The organism is Streptomyces sp. UF-297 (assembly GCF_058245575.1).
Genome location: NZ_JBSIBZ010000141.1, coordinates 1 through 16,392, shown reverse-complemented (window position 1 = coordinate 16,392; position 16,392 = coordinate 1). Strand labels below are relative to the sequence as shown.

The following is a 16,392-nucleotide window of genomic DNA, read 5'->3' as shown; positions in this document are numbered from 1 at the left end:
CCCCGCGCGATTAGCTCAGCGGGAGAGCGCTTCCCTGACACGGAAGAGGTCACTGGTTCAATCCCAGTATCGCGCACACTTCGGCCGGGGGCCGGGGCTTCATGCTCCGGCCTCCGGCCTTTTGCGTGCGGGCACGGGGCTGAGGGCCCAGACCTCGGGGGCCTCGGACCTCAGGACGAGAACAGCATGTGGCCGAGGCCGCGGCGGTGGCCGTGATGACCGTGGTGTCCATGGTGGCCGTGGCGACCGTGGTGCGGAGCGCCCCAGGCCGGGGCCGCCGGGTAGGCCTGCGGGGCGGGTGGGGGCGGCGGCGCCTGCTGGGGCCACTGCGACTCCAGGCGGGACAGCGACTCCAGCTCCCCGTAGTCCAGGAAGATGCCCCGGCAGCCGGCGCACTGTTCGATCTGGACGCCGTTGCGGTTGTAGGTGTGCATGGGCGCGTGGCACTTGGGACACTGCATGCCCGCTCAACTCCTGTGGTCGGTACGGCATCTCCGGAACGGCCGCCCGGCGATGGTGTCTTCACACTACGGGCTGGGACGGGTCCGCCAACGGGGATGGCAGAGAGGTCATCCGGGCGCAGGCGTCGACGAACGCTTCCTCGGTTTCGTCCAGGGGACGGGCCCGGGCCGCGGCCTTGGCCAGCGCGAGCGCGGCCGTCTGGACCGTCAGGGCGCGGGCGGGCACCTCCAGTTGCGGCCACGGGTCGCCCTCGGGTCGTACGGCCGGGCCGTGCGCGTGGCGGTAGGCGGCGAGGAAGCGGGACCAGATGCCGGGGGCGAGCAGGCCGGTGGCGTACCAGGCGGCGGGGCGGGCCAGGTCCCAGGCGGGATCGCCCAGGCCCAGGTCGTCGATGTCGATCAGGGTCCAGGGGCCGTACGGGGCCGGGTGTCTGACGAGCTGTCCGAGGTGGAAGTCGCCGTGGCACAGGGCGCCGGGGCTGCCGGGAGAGACCGCGGGCCAGGGAGTCTCCGCGCGGGCCCAGGGCGGCAGGAAGGACCAGGCGCGTTCGACGGCGGCCGTGGCGGCGGGCGGGACGGAGGGCGCCGCGGTACGCAGCCGGGTCAGCGCGCGGGCCGCCTTGGCCGGGCCGCGCATCGGCGGGATGGGGCCGGGCAGTTGGTCCGGCGCCATCGCGTGCAGACGGGCCAGCAGCCGGGCGGTGTCCTCCCAGGGGGCGGATTCCTGGGGGCCGTCGGGCGGTACGGGGCTGCCGTACGGCCAGCGGGTGACGGGGCGGCCGTCGTCCAGCAGGGCGAGGAAGCCGCCGGGGCCCGCGACGGGAAGCGGCGGCAGGAGCGTGCCCTGCAGGCGGGGGTGGGCGGCGATGCGCAGGCGGACGGCGAGGGCGCGCGGATCGCAGTCGGGGGCGTGGGCCTTGACCACGGCGCGTCCGGCGCGAAGGACGGTGCCGTCGGGGCGGTCGGCGAGGATCTCTGCGGGTGCGGCAGCGGCTTCGGCGGGGGCGGCTGGGAGGGGTGTCCGAGCGGGGGCGGCTGGGCCCGGGGCCGCGGGTGGGAGGGGCGCCTCGGCAGAGGCGGGCGACGGTCGGCCGGGGCTCTGGGTGTCGTACGGATCCTGGGCCGCGGCGAAGGTGGCGAGGCGGGCGATCAGTGCCTCGGTCATGGCTCCCCCGGGGTCGTGGACCGGCGTCCCGGAGGCCGCGGCCCGCCGGCACCTGGATCGTACGCCGGGCCGGAAGGCTGTGGATCGCAGGCGGGCCGGAAGGCCGCGGACCGTACATGGCCCGGAAGGCTGTGGGCCGCGCGTGGATGCAGGATGCTGTGGGACCGTACGCGGGACCGGCGGCCGCGGACCCGTGCGCCGGGCCGGAAGGCTGTGGATCGCAGGCGGGCCTGGCGGGCCCGGGCATAGATGGGCCGGGTGGCTGTGGGGTTCGGACAGCTCGATGGCCGGGCATCTCCCCAGATGCCCGGCCGATCGTGCCGTCCACCGCACCCCCGTCCCCACGGGGTTGTCGGCCGGAGTCCCCCTCCCGGGCCGCTCTCCCGGGAGCTGGGGCGCTCAGCGCCCCAGCAGTCCGGCCACGGACGACGCCTGTGTGACGACGGCTTCCCAGCCGCCGAAGAGGACGGCGAGCAGGACGGCCAGCGGCAGCGCCATGGCGACCGCGACCAGAGGATGGCGCTTCTTGCCGGACGGCTGGTGGCCGCCGAGCGAGGCGAGGACCCTGCGCCCCTGCGCCCGGATGGCTGTGCGTCCCGAGCTGTCCGCCATCATCCTGCTCCCGTCGTATTCAGGGCGGCGGGCGTTAGACCTCGGGGGACGAGTACTCCGCCCGCCGCTTGGCCTCAACACTAGGCACGCGGCAGGGGCCGGGCGTCATGCCGTCGTACCGATTGCCGGGCCTACGCGAGGATGACGCAGGGGTGGTCGGAGTACTCCCCTGGGTGGAGAAGGGGTCCTAGGTCTGGGGGTCTTCCCTGAGGGGACGCTCCGCGGCCTCGGACTCCTCGATCCTGGGGACCGGGTGTTCGACCAGAGCGAGAACCCGGTTGGCCATGAAGCGGGCCGTGCGCACGACGGTCCCTGTCCGGGTGACTTCGCTCACTTCCACCACTCCCCTGCGCACCGCCGTCTCCACCCTTCGGCCCGCCCTGCTCGCCACCACTTCGTACGCCCTGGTCGTGTCCCCGGCGTCGACCACTATCTCGACTCGGTCGCCCTTCATGGCGTCAATCCCCCTTCTGCGACGGATCTTTGGGATCTCGCACGGGAAGTCGGGCCGCTGCGCGGCCGGTTCCTGCCCACTTCCCAAGTTTCCCATCGAGCACTGACAATCCAGTTGCCGACGCATGCGCGGCCTATCAGCACAGCGAGCGCTCAATCCGTAAGCTGTGCCACGTCAGACGGGACTGGGCAGCGGGGATGGACATGGCGATGATGCGGCTCCGACGCGAGGATCCGCGTGTCGTCGGCTCGTTCCGGCTTCACCGGCGCCTCGGCGCGGGCGGGATGGGCGTGGTCTATCTCGGCTCCGACAAGCGCGGACAGCGGGTGGCACTGAAGGTCATCCGGCCGGATCTGGCCGAGGACCAGGAGTTCCGCTCGCGCTTCGCCCGCGAGGTCCAGGCCGCGCGCCGGATCCGCGGCGGCTGCACGGCCCGCCTGGTGGCGGCCGATCTGGACGCGGACAAGCCGTGGTTCGCCACGCAGTACGTACCGGGTCCCTCCCTGCACGACAAGGTCAACGACGAGGGCCCGCTGGACTCGGCGTATGTCGCCTCCATCGGGGCGGCGCTCTCGGAGGGCCTGTTGGCCGTCCACGACGCGGGCGTGGTGCACCGCGACCTGAAGCCGTCGAACATCCTGCTCTCCCCCAAGGGACCGCGGATCATCGACTTCGGCATCGCCTGGGCGACCGGCGCGAGCACGCTGACGCACGTCGGCACGGCCGTGGGCTCGCCGGGCTTCCTGGCGCCGGAGCAGGTGCGCGGCGCGGCCGTGACCCCGGCCACCGACATCTTCTCGCTGGGCGCCACCCTCGCGTACGCCTGCACGGCGGACTCGCCCTTCGGGCAAGGCAGTTCGGAGGTCATGCTCTACCGCGTGGTGCACGAGGAGGCGCAGCTGGCCGGGGTGCCGGACGCGCTGGCGCCGCTGCTGGCCTCGTGCCTGGCCAAGGACCCGGCCGAGCGGCCCAGCACGCTCTCGCTGTCACTGCGGCTCAAGGAGATCGCGGCGCGGGAGGCGCACGGGCTGTCCGGCGGACCGCTGGACGGCGGGGCGGGTACGCGCCGGGAACGGCCGCAGTCCGACCGGCCGACGGGGCAGCGGGCGGAGGAGTACGCGCGCCAGCGCACCGAGCGCCGCCCTGCCCCCGGTACGCCCACGCCGCGCCCCCAGACACCGGCACCCCGTGGCAATGCCGCGCGCCCCGCGGCGCCACGCACGCCCACCCCGCGCCAGCAGAACACCCCCCGGCCCGCCCCGCAGCGCCCCGCCACGCCCGCGCCGGGCCCGAATTCCCGCTCGGGTGCCCGCCCTTCGGGCCGTACGCCCACCTCCCGCCCGGCCGGGCGAAACGGTTCGCGCCCCGCCTCCCGCTCGACCGCGGGCGGGCGCCGCTCCCCCGGCCCCGACCGCCGCCTGCTGCGCCAGCGCATCATCGTCTTCGTGACGGTGACCCTGCTGGTCGCCCTGGGCATCGCAGCGGCCCAGGGCTGCCAGGGCCCGACATCGGGCCTGGGCATGCAACAACAGCACGCGCCCCTGGCCCCCGGCGGCCCGTCCCACAGCACCTCATTGGACAAGGACGCCCCGGCGAGCGCCGGGGACTGACCCTGGCCGCAGCCTCGAAGGCGACGGGGCCGGGCAGGGCCGGTCCTGAATCCGCGGTAGGCACTCCGGAATGCGCCGGAGCCTCGGGGCTAGGCGGTGGCAGTCAGCGGGGCCCGGCAAGTGGCGGGCCCGGCTCGTACCCCCGTGCGGCCCTTCTAGTAGCGGTCCCGCTGGATGGTCAGGCGGACGGGCGGCCTGTGGTGACGGCGTAGAAGGAGACTGCGGCGGCGGCGCCTACGTTGAGGGAGTCGATGTCGTGGGCCATGGGGATGCGGACCCATTCGTCGGCGGCTCGCAGGGCCTGGGGAGTGAGGCCGTCGCCCTCGGCGCCGAGCATGAGGGCGACGCGGTCCAGGCGGTGGGGGGCGGCCTCGTCGATGGGGGTGGCCTTTTCGTCGGGGGTGAGGGCCAGCAGGCGGAAGCCCGCCGTACGTACCTCTTCCAGGCTGCGCGGCCAGCCTTCCAGACGGGCGTAGGGGACCGAGAAGACGGCGCCCATGGAGACCTTCACCGAGCGGCGGTAGAGGGGATCGGCGCAGTCCGGGGAGAGCAGCACCGCGTCCATGCCCAGGGCGGCGGCGCTACGGAAGATGGCGCCGATATTGGTGTGGTCGTTGACCGCTTCCATGACGGCGATGCGATGGGCCGTGGCCAGGACCTCGGCGGCGCTGGGCAGGGGCTTGCGCTGCATGGAGGCCAGGGCACCGCGGTGGACGTGGTAGCCGGTGACGCGCTCGGCGAGGTCGGGGGCGATGGCGTACACCGGGGCCGGGACCTCGTCGATGACATCGCGCATGACCTCGACCCACTTGGCCGAGAGCAGCATGGAGCGCATCTCGTAACCGGCGTGCCGGGCGCGGCGGATGACCTTCTCACCCTCGGCGATGAACAGGCCCTCGGCCGGTTCGCGCCGGCGGCGCAGTTCGACGTCGGTGAGGCCGGTGTAGTCGCTCAGCCGGGGGTCGTCGGGGTCATCGACGGTGATGATGTCAGCCACGGGGAGATAGTGCCTTGTCGGGGTCGAGGTGCCAATGCCGGTGGGCGGGGTACGGAATCAGACTCTCACTCGGTGGTGCCGGGTGCCGTCCGGGAGACGGTGACGACGTCGCCGAGGACGATGACCGCCGGGGGGCGCACCCCTTCGGCGCGTACCCTCTCGCCGAGGGTGGCCAGGGTGGCGTCGACGCGGCGCTGGGCCGCGGTGGTGCCTTCCTGGATGACGGCGGCCGGGGTGTCGGCGGGGCGGCCGTGCTCGATGAGCTTGGCGGCGATGGCTTCGCTGTTGCCGACGCCCATCAGGATCACGAGGGTGCCGCGGAGCCGGGCGAGGGCGGGCCAGTCGACCAGGGAGCGCTCGTCGTCGGGGGCGATGTGGCCGCTGACGACGGTGAATTCGTGGGCGACGCCGCGGTGGGTGACGGGGATGCCGGCCGCGGAGGGGACGGAGATGGTGCTGGAGATGCCGGGGACGACGGTGCAGGGGATGCCCTCGGCGGCGAGTGCCTGGACCTCCTCCATGCCCCGGCCGTAGACGAAGGGGTCGCCGCCCTTGAGGCGGACGACGGCCTTGCCCGCCTTGGCGTGCTCGATCAGGGCGTTGTTGATGGCCTCTTGGGCCATGAAGCGGCCGTAGGGGATCTTCGCGGCGTCGATCACCTCGACGTGCGGCGGGAGTTCGGCGAGCAGGTCGCGGGGGCCCAGGCGGTCGGCGATGACCACGTCCGCCTCGGCGAGGAGGCGGCGGCCCCGCACGGTGATCAGGTCCGGGTCGCCGGGGCCGCCGCCGACCAGGGAGACGCCGGGGGTGTGCGGGCGGCGGTGGTGCGGGGCGGCGATGCTGCCGTCGCGCAGGCCCTCGACGATGGCGTCGCGCAGGGCGGCCGAGCGGCGCGGGTCGCGGCCGGTGAGCACGGCGACGGTGACGCCCTCGCTGCGGCCGGTGGCCGGGGTCCAGGCGGTGGCGGCCTCGGCGTCGTCGGAGCGTACGCACCACACGCGGGCCGCTTCGCCCTCCGCCGAGGCCGCGGCGTTGGCCGCCGGGTCGTCGGTGGAGATCAGGGCGTACCAGGCGCCTTCGAGGTCTCCGGAGCGGTACGTGCGGCGCTCCCAGCGGATCTCGCCCGTATCGGCCATCGCCTCCACCGAGGGGGTGGCGGACGGGGAGATCAGCACGATGTCGGCGCCCGCCGCGATGAGGGCGGGCAGGCGGCGCTGGGCCACCTGGCCGCCGCCGAGGACGACCACGCGGCGGCCGGACAGGCGCAGTCCGACGGGGTAGGCGGCGTGTGCGGCGTGCTCGTCGCGTTCGGCCATGGCGGTGCGGCTCCTTGTGCGGCAGGTGGGGTGCGAGGGCCGCTGCGGCGGTGGAGCGGCTGGGAGGCGAGGGTCTTACGGATACCTTACGGGCCGTGCGCGGCGGGCCCGAGTGCGGCGGGTGCCCGCGGAGGATGGGGCGAGGACGCGATGACCGGCACGGGGGTGGCGGGGTCTTCGTACAGCTGTGGCGCTACGGGGAGGGAGGTGCGGCTGTGGCGTACTTCCGTCCGTGGCGCCGGCGGCCCGGCCCGCGGGGTGTGCGGGCCGGGCTCTGGGCGGTGTCAGCTCTTCTCCGTCACTCCGGCGGAGTCGAAGGTGGCGACCTCGTGCATGGCGCGGGCGGCGCTCTGGACCACGGGCAGGGCCAGCAGCGCGCCCGTGCCCTCGCCGAGCCGCAGGTCGAGGTCGACCAGCGGGCGCAGGCCCAGCTTGTTCAGCGCCGCGACATGGCCGGGCTCGGCGCTGCGGTGGCCCGCGATGCACGCGGCCAGCGCCTCGGGGGCGATGGCGCGGGCCACCAGGGCCGCGGCACCGGCGCTGACGCCGTCGAGGATGACGGGGGTGCGCAGCGAGGCGCCGCCCAGGATCAGACCGACGATCGCGGCGTGCTCCAGGCCGCCGATGGCCGCCAGGACGCCGATCGGGTCGGACGGGTCGGGCTGGTGCAGCTCCAGGGCCCGGCGTACGACCTCGATCTTGCGGGCGTGCGTCTCGTCGTTGATGCCGGTGCCGCGCCCGGTCACCTCGACGGGGTCGGCCTCGGTGTAGACGGAGATCAGGGCGGCCGAGGTGGTGGTGTTGGCGATGCCCATCTCGCCGGTGATCAGCGCCTTGTTGCCGGCCGCCACCAGGTCGCGGGCGGTCTCGATGCCGACCTCGATCGCCTTGAGGACCTCCTCGCGGCTCATCGCGGGACCGGCGGTGAAGTCGGCGGTGCCGGGGCGGACCTTGCGGGGCAGCAGGCCGGGGGTGGCGGGGAGTTCACCGGCCACGCCGACGTCGACGACGCAGACCTCGGCGCCCACCTGGTTGGCGAAGGCGTTGCAGACCGCGCCGCCGCCCAGGAAGTTGGCGACCATCTGGCCGGTGACCTCCTGGGGCCAGGGGGTCACGCCCTGGGCGTGCACGCCGTGGTCGCCCGCGAAGACCGCGACGGCCGCGGGCTCCGGGATCGGCGGCGGGCACTTGCGGGACAGGCCGCACAGCTGCGCCGAGATGATCTCCAGCATGCCGAGCGCGCCGGCCGGCTTGGTCATCCGCTTCTGCCGCTCCCAGGCCTCGCCGAGCGCCTTGGCGTCCAGCGGCCGGATGCCCTGCAGGGTCTCCTGGAGCAGGTCGGCCGGGGCCTCGCCGGGCAGCGCGCGGCGGCCGTAGGTCTCCTCGTGGACCACCCACGACAGCGGGCGGCGCTTGGACCAGCCCGCCTGCATCAGCTCGGGCTCGTCGGGGAACTCGTCCACGTACCCCACGCAGAGGTAGGCGACCACTTCGAGGTGCTCGGGCAGGCCCAGCTCGCGGACCATCCCACGTTCGTCGAAGAAGCTGACCCAGCCCACGCCCAGGCCCTCGGCGCGGGCCGCGAGCCAGAGGTTCTCCACCGCGAGAGCGGAGGAGTACGGGGCCATCTGCGGCTGGGTGTGGCGGCCCAGGGTGTGCCGACCGCCGCGGGTGGAGTCGGCGGTGACGACGATGTTGACCGGGGTCTCGAGGATCGCCTCGATCTTCAGCTCGCGGAACTGCTTGGCGCGCGCCTTGGGCAGCGACTTGGCGTATGCGTCGCGCTGCTCCATGGCGAGCTGGTGCATCCGCTCGCGGGTCTCCTGGGAGCGGATGACCACGAAGTCCCAGGGCTGGGAGTGGCCGACGCTGGGGGCGGTGTGGGCCGCCTCCAGGACGCGCAGCAGCACCTCGTTGGGGATCGGGTCGCGGCGGAAGCCGTTGCGGATGTCACGGCGTTCGCGCATCACACGGTGGACCGCGGCGCGCTCGGAGTCGTCGTAGCCGGCGGCCGGGGGGCCGACGGGCTCCTCCTGCGCGAAGTGTCCTTCCGCGAAGTCGGCGGGATCGATGGCCATCGTGGCGGCCGCGTCGCCCTCTTCGCCGGTGTCGTGAAGGCCCGGGGGCTGCTCCTCGCCGAGCTGGACGAGCTCGGCGCCGTCCTGCTGCTGCGGGGTGGCGTCGGCGGCCTCGACGAGGTGCTGGGCACTGTCGGGGTCGGCCGGGCCCTCGGGGGTGCCGGTGCTCTGGTCGGTGGCGGGCTCCGCGGCCTGCGGGGCCTCTTCGCCCTCGGGGGCCGAAGTGGCCTCCGGGGACGGGGAGTTGGGCTCGGCGGTGGGCTGCTGGGCCTGCTCGCCAGGGGCAGGGGCGGCCTGGGCCTGCGCGTCGGCGTCGGGCCCGCCCTCGGCGGGCGCCTCGGCCGGGAGCGTGTCCTCGGCCGGGGCCCCATCGGCGGCGGGGGCGTCCGCGGTGGCGGCGGGCTGCTGCGGGTCTCCCGCGGAGGCGGTGTCGCCCTGGGCGGGGCCGTCGGCCGGGGGCTGGGCACCGGGGGCCTGCGCCGCAGCGGGCCGAGCGCCGGTGCCCTGGGCTGCCGCGGGCTGCGAGCCGTCGGCGGCGGCCTCGGCCGGGGTGACCGGCGTCTGGGACTGGTCCTGGTTCTGCGCCTGGCCCGGTGCCTGATCCTGGCCCTGGGCCTCGGTGTGGTCCGTGGGCTGCGGGCCCTCGGCCACCGGTGCGCCGGCCGGCTGTGCCGCGTCCTGCGTCCCCTCGGCGGGCGCCTCGGCGCCGGGCTGCGCGGCGAGGGCCGCATCCTCGGTACCCGCTGCGCCGTCGGAGGGCTGTGCCCCGCCGTCCTGCGGGGCCTCGGCGGCTGCCTGGTCATCCGTCGGCTGCTGCTCGGCCGCCGCGTGCGGTGCGTCGCCGGGCTGCGCGTCCGCGACGACGGCGCCGGGCTGCCCGTCCGCCGGGACGCCGGACTGCTCAGCGGCCGCGGGCTGCGCCTCGTCAGCTGCGGCTGCTGCCGCGGCAGCAGCCGCTTCGTCCGCCACCGGTGCCTGCTGCTGCGCCTGGTCCGGCTGCGGCCCCTGCTCCGCCGGCTGTACGTGCTGCGCGGCGGCCTGTACGGCGCCGGAGTCCTGGCCCTCGGCCACGGCCCCCTCGACGGCGGGCTCCCCGGCCGTCGGCACACCGTCGGCACCGGGGCCCTCGGCGGCCTGCACCGGCTGCTCCCCCTGCGGCGGAACGCCGGGCGCCTGCGCAGCCTCCACGGGCGCAGCGCCCTCCACGGCCTCCGCGCCCTCGGCAGCCGGGCCCTGGGCCTCGGCACCCGCCTGCTGCGGCTGAGCCGACGCGGCGGCTGCGTTCTCGTCCGCCTCGCCCGCGGGCTGTGCGGCGTCCGCGGGCAGCGTGCTCTCGGCCGCGGGAGCCTGCGGCTGCGCGGCCGAGGCGCCTTCGGGGGCCTGGGCGGCCGCCGGGGTCACCGAGCCCAGCAGTCGCCCGGGCAGCGAGGTCGCGTCCACGGCCACCCCCGGCACACCGCTGTGGGCGTCCTGAGCAGCCGGTACGGCGCCCTCGCCGGCCGGCGCGGAAGCCAAGTCAGCACCGCGGCCGACCGTTTCTGCAACTGGTGCCGCCGGGGACGGTGCGGCGTCCCAGTCGGGCATCTGCGCGGGGATGTGGCCGAGCTGCGGGCCCGGCTGAGGAGTGTCGAAGGACTGGGTGCCCATCGGCCGGTCACCGGCCGCTTCCTCGCCCGCCTCGCGCGGCAGATCGAGGTATTCGGGCCCCGCGGTGGGCGGCCCTGCGTGACGTACGGGTGCGGGCGCGCCCGCGGGGCCGCGGTCGGCCAGCGAGCGGACGACCCCACCGGGGCCGGGCGCCTCGGGGACGGGCGGGCCCATGTGCAGCGGGCGGCGGGACGGCGGGGTCTGGGCCTGCGACGCGGCGGGCTGGACGCGCACCGCGCCCATGTCGACGGAGCCCGAGTCACGGCCGCCGGTCTCGTGGTTGCCGGCCTGCGGCGGCAACTGCTCGTACCCGGCGGCCTGGTGCGGGGCGCCCGCGGGCTGCGCCTCATAAGGAGAGATGGGGCCGGGCACCTGACCGGCCGGCATGCCGTGTCCGGGCAGCGGCTGACCGGGCAGGGACTGAGCGGGCACGGCCTGGGCGGGCACACCGTGGCCCGCGTGCTGCGGCGCACCCGGAGCCTGGTGCGGCTGGGGCATCGGCTGCTGCTCGCTGCCCCAGGCGCCCTGGGCGCCCGGCATCAGCAGCAGGTCGTCGTCCTCCCCGTTGGTGTCCCCGGGGTCGAGGAAGTACGCGCCGGGGGCCGGGGCTCCGGGCACCATGCCCGGCTGTTGCGCCGGTTCGCCGTCGGCGGGAGAAGCAGGAGAGGAAGCGGCCGCCGACTGCGGCTGCCCGGGATGTCCGCCTGCGTTCTCCGGCAGTCCCTCGCCCGGGACCTGGCCGGTGTCGGTCATGCGTACCCCTCGCCCATTGGTAGTGCTCCTTCCAACCGCTCGTGCGACGCGCTCCACCGCAGCGCGCCGACCGCCCCAGTAGCTAGAACGAGCGAGCGCGCCTCGCGGCACGTCCGCCCTTCAGAGCTTCATTTACGGCCAAAACCACGGCACTTTCCGGATATTGGCGTACGAAGCCGAACGGAGGACGGCGGCGCAACGATCCGCCAGCCTACATCGATCGGAGCAACGCCCCGGTCATGGGTGAGCTACCCGGTAACCGCTCAGCAGAAAGACGACGGCCCGCTCGCGTTCGACCCAGGCGGAGGTGTCCAACTCAACCGTCTGCAGCAGCGCGCACTCCACTTCGTATCCGCCGTCGGCCAGCGCCCTGCCGACCTCCTCCGCCTCGTCGCGGGTGGCGGCGTGGGTGACGATCCGCTCCGGGCGGCGGGCGGCGCAGGCGGACACCACGGCCGCTCCCCCGCCGCCCACCCGCACCACGTCCGGCTCGGGGAGGTCCTCCAGGACCTGCGGCGCCCGGCCCGCGACGACCTGGAGCTGTACGCCGTGGCGGCGGGCGACGGCGGCGGTGCGTTCACAGGCGACCGGGTCCGCGTCGACGGCGATGACGGCCGCTCCGAAGCGCGCGGCCTCCACCGCGGCGGCGCCGCTGCCCGTACCGATGTCCCACACCAGGTCGCCCACCCGCGGCCCCAGGCGTGCGAGTTGGGCGGTGCGCAGCTGGACGGACTCGCCCTCGCCCAGCCCGCCGCCGTACACCTGCGCGCCCAGCCCCCAGCCGCGCGGCCCCGCGGGGTGGCCGACCTCGTGTCCGGCGATCCACCCGCCCCCGGACTCCGCCCGCGCCTGCCCCCGGGCCGCGGCGCCGCCCGCCGTCCCCCCGACGACGATGACGACGTTGGGGTCGCGCCAGACGTGGTCGGCGGCCTTGTCGGAGGTCAGGACCGTGACCTGCTCGCGCTCGGTGCCCAGGGCCTCGCAGATGACGAAAGTGCGGTGGACGCCGCCCAGCAGCAGAGCGAGTTCGGCGGGGCCCGCGCCCGGGGAGGTCAGGACGCAGACCTTGGGGTGGGCGCGGCAGACGTTGACGGCGCGCCGCAGGTCGCGGCTGTGGGCGACGACGATCTGGGCGTCGTCCCAGGGCATGCCGGCCCGGGCGAAGGCGGCGGCGACGGAGGAGACGGCGGGCACGACCTCGACCTCCAGGCCGTGCTCGGGCGCCCGCAGGGTGCGGACGACGCCGAAGAAGCCGGGGTCCCCGTCGGCCAGGACCACGGCGGTGCCGCGGTGCTGGGCGATGCGCCGGGCGGCCAGGCCGACGCTGCCGAGCCTGATCCGCTCGGCGCCGGGCGGCACCTCCGGCAGTGCGAGGTGGTGGGCGGCGCCGGCCACGAGGGTGGCGGCGCCGAGGGCGGAGCGGGCGGCGGCGGTCAGCGGCGAGCCGTCCCAACCGATCACCGTGACCCGGTCGGCCATCGTCGTCAGTCTCCTGGGTTGGATCCGGTGTGTGTGCTCTGTGGGGCGGCCGTGGACGGTCGCGGGCAGGCCGAGACTACCCCGCACCGTCCGGACCGGAACGGCGGGCGCGGGTCAGTTCCACTCGGGGTAGGCGAAGCCGTTGGCGTCCACCATCCGGGCCGGCAGCCCGTCCAGATCCTCGGGCAGCAGGCTCCACACGATCAGATCGGTGCGGATATCGGTCCAGCCGCCGTCCTCGGTGCGCGAACGCGCTATCCAGGCGTTGCGCAGGACCCCCTCACTGATGCAGCCGATCTTCTGGGCCACCTGCTGGGCGGCGGTGTTGTCGGCGGCGGTACGCAGTTCCAGGCGCTCGAACTTCTGGTCCTGGAAGAGCCATTGCGCGAGAGCGAGTACGGACTCCGAGGCATATCCCTCGCCCCTGGCCCAGGGGGCGGTCGCATACGCGACCTCGGCGGACAGGGTGCGCCAGTCGGTGCCGCGCAGCTGCACGGTGCCCACCAGGCGCTGGGTGAGGAATTCGGTGACGGCGAAAACGATCCCCCGGCCGTGCACGCGCTCGGCGGGTGCCATTCGGTGGACCCATTGCCGGGCGTCGGCGGTGGTGTACGGATGCGGAACGCCGGTCCAGGAGACGACCAGTTCGTCGTTCATCATCTCGGCGAGCGCGGGAACATCCGCCGCCTCGAAGGGGCGCAGCACCAACCGTTCCGTGCTGATGGAGATGTCCGGAAAGGTGGAAGTCATGCCGCTGCTCCAACGCCGTTGGCCGTAAAGCTTGGGGAAGTTACGGGCTGTTGTGCCGAGTTGTCGAGTCGAGTTGCCGCGCCCGGCGAGTTGTCGCACTCGCCGTCGCACCGAGTTGTCGACCGCCTTGCGGGCACAAGCATGCAGCATGGCTCGGGTGATGTGCCATGCGCATGGGCCCCGGCCGCGCCGGAAGCGCGCCGGGGCCCAGTTCCGCACGGGAGCGAAGTCCGCGTGCGGCGAGGAATTGCGTCAGCTCTTCACGGCACCGAAGGCGGGGATGACGGAGCCGTCCTTGTACTTGTCCTGGAGGAACTTCTTGACCGCGTCGGAGTTGAGGAGCTTGGCGAGCTTCTTGACCCGCGGGTCGTCCTCGTTACCCTTCTTGACGGCCAGGAAGTTGGCGTAGGGGTTGTTCTCGGCCTTCTCCAGGGCCAGCGAGTCCTGGGAGGGCTTGAGCTTGGCGCCGATGGCGAAGTTGCCGTTGATGACGGCGGCGTCCACGTCGTCCACGCGCGGCGCGATCTGGGCCGCCTCCAGCTCGGTGAGCTTGATTCCCTTGTCGTCCTTGACGTCGGTCAGCTTGGCCTCGGAGCCCACGCCGTCCTTGAGGGTGATGACGCCGTTGTCGGCCAGCAGCTTGAGCGCGCGGCCTTCATTGGAGGGGTCGTTGGGGATGGAAACGCTGGAGCCGGCCTTCAGGTCGGAGATCTTTTTGATCTTCTTGGAGTACAGGCCCAGCGGCTCGATCGCGACATTCACGACCGGCACGATGTGGGTCTTGTTCTCCTTGTTGAAGTTGTCCAGGAACGGCTTGTGCTGGAAGAAGTTGGCGTCGACCTGGCCGTCTTCGGTGACCTTGTTCGGGATCTTGTAGTCCGTGAACTCCTTCACCTCCAGCTTGAGCCCTTCCTTCTCGGCCAGGTTGTCCTTGACGTAATTGAGGATGGCGCCGTGCGGGGTGGGGCTGGCCGCGACGACCAGCGGCTTGTCCTTGGCGTCTGCGCCGCTGCCGCCGGCGGTGACGTCGGAGGGCGCGCTGCAGGCGGTGGCGCCGATGGTGAGGGCGGCGGCGGCCGCGACGGCAGCGGAGATCTTGAAGGTGGTACGCACGAAGAGTGCCTCTTTCTCGGTCACGCGGGGCGGAACGGCCCGCGAGGAGTACACCCGGCAAAGGGTCCGGGCTCAGGGGGTGATGCGGTGGATCAGGTGGCCGAGCCGTCCCGTACACGGGTGGCTGCCGCCTCCTGCGGAGTCGAGAGCTCGGCCAGGGGTGCGGCGGCGGCCGGCGCACGGCGCACGCCGACCCGCAGCGACGTCGTGGCGCGGCTGCCGCGCTTGGCCAGCCGGCGCACGACCAGGTCGCCGAGCAGCTGGACGACGGTGACCAGGGCGATCAGCAGGACGACGGTGATGACCATCAGCCGGGTCTCGTACTGCTGGTAGCCGTAGGTGTAGGCCAGGTTGCCCAGGCCTCCGCCGCCGACCGCGCCGGCGATCGCGGAGTAGCCGACGAGCGTGATGACGGTGGTGGTGACGGCGGCGACCAGCGCGGGCAGCGCCTGCGGCAGCAGCACCTTGAAGATGACCGTCCAGGTGCCGCCGCCCATGGCCTGGGCGGCCTCGACCAGCCCGTGGTCCACCTCGCGCAGCGCGGCCTCCACCAGCCGCGCGAAGAAGGGGATGGCGGCGATCGCCAGCGGCACGACCGCGCCGGTGGGGCCGATGGAGACCCCGACGACCAGGCGCGTGAAGGGGATCAGCGCGACGATCAGGATGAGGAAGGGGAAGGACCGGCCGATGTTCACGATCGCGCCGACGACCTTGTTGACCACCACGTTCTGCAGCAGTCCGCCGCGGTCGGTCAAAGTCAGCAGGATGCCCAGCGGGATGCCGAGCAGCACCGCGTAGAACGTCGACCACCACACCATGAACAGGGTGTCGAGCGAGTTGTTGATCAGCAGCGGCTGCATCTGGTCCCAGCTCACTTGGCACCTTCCTTGACCAGAGCGGAGTCGGTGTTCCCGGTGGTGTCCGGGCCGTCGACGACGTCGACCTGCAGGCCCTGCTCGCGCAGGAAGCCGATGGGCACGACGTTCTCCTCGAAGCGCCCGGGCAGCTCGATGCGCATCCGCCCGATCTGCTTGCCGCCGACGGTGTCCATGGCGGCGCCGAGGATGGAGATGTCCACGTTGTACGTACGGGACAGCTCGGAGATCACCGGGCGGGTGGCGGCCTCGCCGTGGAAGGTGACGTCCACGACGGTGCTGTCGGGTCCGGCCGGCTCGCCGGCGACGGGGAAGAGCTCCTGGGCCAGCTCCGAGCCGGGCGTGGCCAGCAGTTCGGAGACGGTGCCCTGCTCGACGACGCGTCCGCCCTTCATCAGGGCCGCGGAGTCGCAGATGGTCTTGACGACGTCCATCTCGTGCGTGATGAGCAGGACGGTCAGGCCCAGCTGGCGGTTGAGGTCGCGCAGCAGCTGGAGGATGGAGCGGGTGGTCTCGGGGTCCAGCGCGCTGGTGGCCTCGTCCGAGAGCAGCACCTTGGGGTCGCCGGCCAGGGCGCGGGCGATGCCCACGCGCTGCTTCTGGCCACCGGAGAGCTGGGCCGGGTAGGCCTTGGCCTTGTCGGCGAGCCCGACCAGGTCCAGGAGCTCAAGGGCCTTGCGGGCCCGGTCCTTGCGGTCGACCTTGAGGATCTCCAGGGGCAGCTCGATGTTGTCCTGGACGGTGCGCGAGGAGAGCAGGTTGAAGTGCTGGAAGACCATGCCGATGTGGCTGCGGGCGGCGCGCAGTGCGGCGTTGGCGCGCTGGCCCTTGCCGGCGAGTGCGGTCAGGTCCTGGCCGGCGACGGTGACCGTGCCGGAGGTGGGGCGCTCCAGGAGGTTGACGCAGCGGATGAGGGTGGACTTGCCGGCGCCGCTCTGGCCGATGACGCCGTACACCTCGCCCTCGCGGACGTGCAGGTCCACGCCGTCCAGGGCGGTGACCTCGCGGCCTCCTGAGCGGTAGACCTTGGTCAGGCCCGTTGTGGTGATCACAGGGAATTCCGTCACTGTCGAGTGCTCGGC

At 73.8% G+C, this 16,392-nt stretch carries 13 protein-coding genes and 1 tRNA gene; 2 read left to right on the top strand and 12 right to left on the bottom strand.

Annotated features, from left to right (window positions below):
• Positions 1 to 4: 4 nt before the first annotated feature.
• Positions 5 to 76, top strand: a tRNA-Val gene (locus tag AC4IJH_RS41430).
• Between the two features lie 94 nt (positions 77 to 170).
• On the opposite strand, the gene AC4IJH_RS41425 is transcribed toward AC4IJH_RS41430, so the two are convergent.
• The 4 genes from AC4IJH_RS41425 to AC4IJH_RS41410 form a co-directional block, all read right to left on the bottom strand.
• Positions 171 to 461: a TFIIB-type zinc ribbon-containing protein gene (locus AC4IJH_RS41425; protein ID WP_490857205.1), complete on the bottom strand. Its 291-nt coding sequence runs from the start codon at positions 459 to 461 to the stop codon at positions 171 to 173.
• A 61-nt stretch (positions 462 to 522) separates the two neighbouring features.
• A complete protein-coding gene (locus AC4IJH_RS41420) occupies positions 523 to 1,626 on the bottom strand; it encodes a phosphotransferase family protein (RefSeq protein WP_490857204.1) in 1,104 nt (367 codons plus the stop codon).
• Between the two features lie 399 nt (positions 1,627 to 2,025).
• Positions 2,026 to 2,238 carry a hypothetical protein gene (locus tag AC4IJH_RS41415; protein ID WP_490857203.1) on the bottom strand — a complete coding sequence of 71 codons (213 nt, stop codon included), beginning with the start codon at positions 2,236 to 2,238 and terminating at the stop codon, positions 2,026 to 2,028.
• A gap of 187 nt (positions 2,239 to 2,425) precedes the next feature.
• A complete protein-coding gene (locus AC4IJH_RS41410; RefSeq protein ID WP_490857202.1) occupies positions 2,426 to 2,692 on the bottom strand; it encodes a DUF8836 family protein in 267 nt (88 codons plus the stop codon).
• Positions 2,693 to 2,895: 203 nt separating this feature from the next.
• Between AC4IJH_RS41410 and AC4IJH_RS41405 the strand changes: the two genes are divergently transcribed.
• Positions 2,896 to 4,302 (top strand): serine/threonine-protein kinase, encoded by a 1,407-nt coding sequence (locus tag AC4IJH_RS41405; protein ID WP_490857201.1) that lies wholly within the window; start codon positions 2,896 to 2,898, stop codon positions 4,300 to 4,302.
• 178 nt (positions 4,303 to 4,480) lie between these two features.
• On the opposite strand, the gene AC4IJH_RS41400 is transcribed toward AC4IJH_RS41405, so the two are convergent.
• The 8 genes from AC4IJH_RS41400 to AC4IJH_RS41365 form a co-directional block, all read right to left on the bottom strand.
• Positions 4,481 to 5,299 carry a TrmH family RNA methyltransferase gene (locus AC4IJH_RS41400; RefSeq protein ID WP_490857200.1) on the bottom strand — a complete coding sequence of 273 codons (819 nt, stop codon included), beginning with the start codon at positions 5,297 to 5,299 and terminating at the stop codon, positions 4,481 to 4,483.
• 65 nt (positions 5,300 to 5,364) lie between these two features.
• Positions 5,365 to 6,615 (bottom strand): uroporphyrinogen-III C-methyltransferase, encoded by a 1,251-nt coding sequence (gene cobA / locus AC4IJH_RS41395; protein WP_490857199.1) that lies wholly within the window; start codon positions 6,613 to 6,615, stop codon positions 5,365 to 5,367.
• 284 nt (positions 6,616 to 6,899) lie between these two features.
• Positions 6,900 to 11,093, bottom strand: coding sequence for a nicotinate-nucleotide--dimethylbenzimidazole phosphoribosyltransferase (gene cobT / locus AC4IJH_RS41390; protein WP_490857198.1), 4,194 nt, complete (start codon positions 11,091 to 11,093; stop codon positions 6,900 to 6,902).
• Between the two features lie 237 nt (positions 11,094 to 11,330).
• Positions 11,331 to 12,572 carry a precorrin-6y C5,15-methyltransferase (decarboxylating) subunit CbiE gene (gene cbiE, locus AC4IJH_RS41385; RefSeq protein ID WP_490857197.1) on the bottom strand — a complete coding sequence of 414 codons (1,242 nt, stop codon included), beginning with the start codon at positions 12,570 to 12,572 and terminating at the stop codon, positions 11,331 to 11,333.
• A gap of 114 nt (positions 12,573 to 12,686) precedes the next feature.
• Positions 12,687 to 13,322 carry a GNAT family N-acetyltransferase gene (locus AC4IJH_RS41380; RefSeq protein WP_490857196.1) on the bottom strand — a complete coding sequence of 212 codons (636 nt, stop codon included), beginning with the start codon at positions 13,320 to 13,322 and terminating at the stop codon, positions 12,687 to 12,689.
• A 252-nt stretch (positions 13,323 to 13,574) separates the two neighbouring features.
• A complete protein-coding gene (locus AC4IJH_RS41375; protein ID WP_490857195.1) occupies positions 13,575 to 14,435 on the bottom strand; it encodes a MetQ/NlpA family ABC transporter substrate-binding protein in 861 nt (286 codons plus the stop codon).
• Positions 14,436 to 14,527: 92 nt separating this feature from the next.
• Entirely contained in the window at positions 14,528 to 15,310 is a 783-nt protein-coding gene (locus AC4IJH_RS41370) for a methionine ABC transporter permease (RefSeq protein ID WP_490857194.1), read from the bottom strand.
• Positions 15,307 to 16,362: a methionine ABC transporter ATP-binding protein gene (locus AC4IJH_RS41365; protein ID WP_490857206.1), complete on the bottom strand. Its 1,056-nt coding sequence runs from the start codon at positions 16,360 to 16,362 to the stop codon at positions 15,307 to 15,309. Before AC4IJH_RS41365 ends, AC4IJH_RS41370 begins: the two co-directional genes overlap by 4 nt.
• Between the last annotated feature and the right edge of the window lie 30 nt (positions 16,363 to 16,392).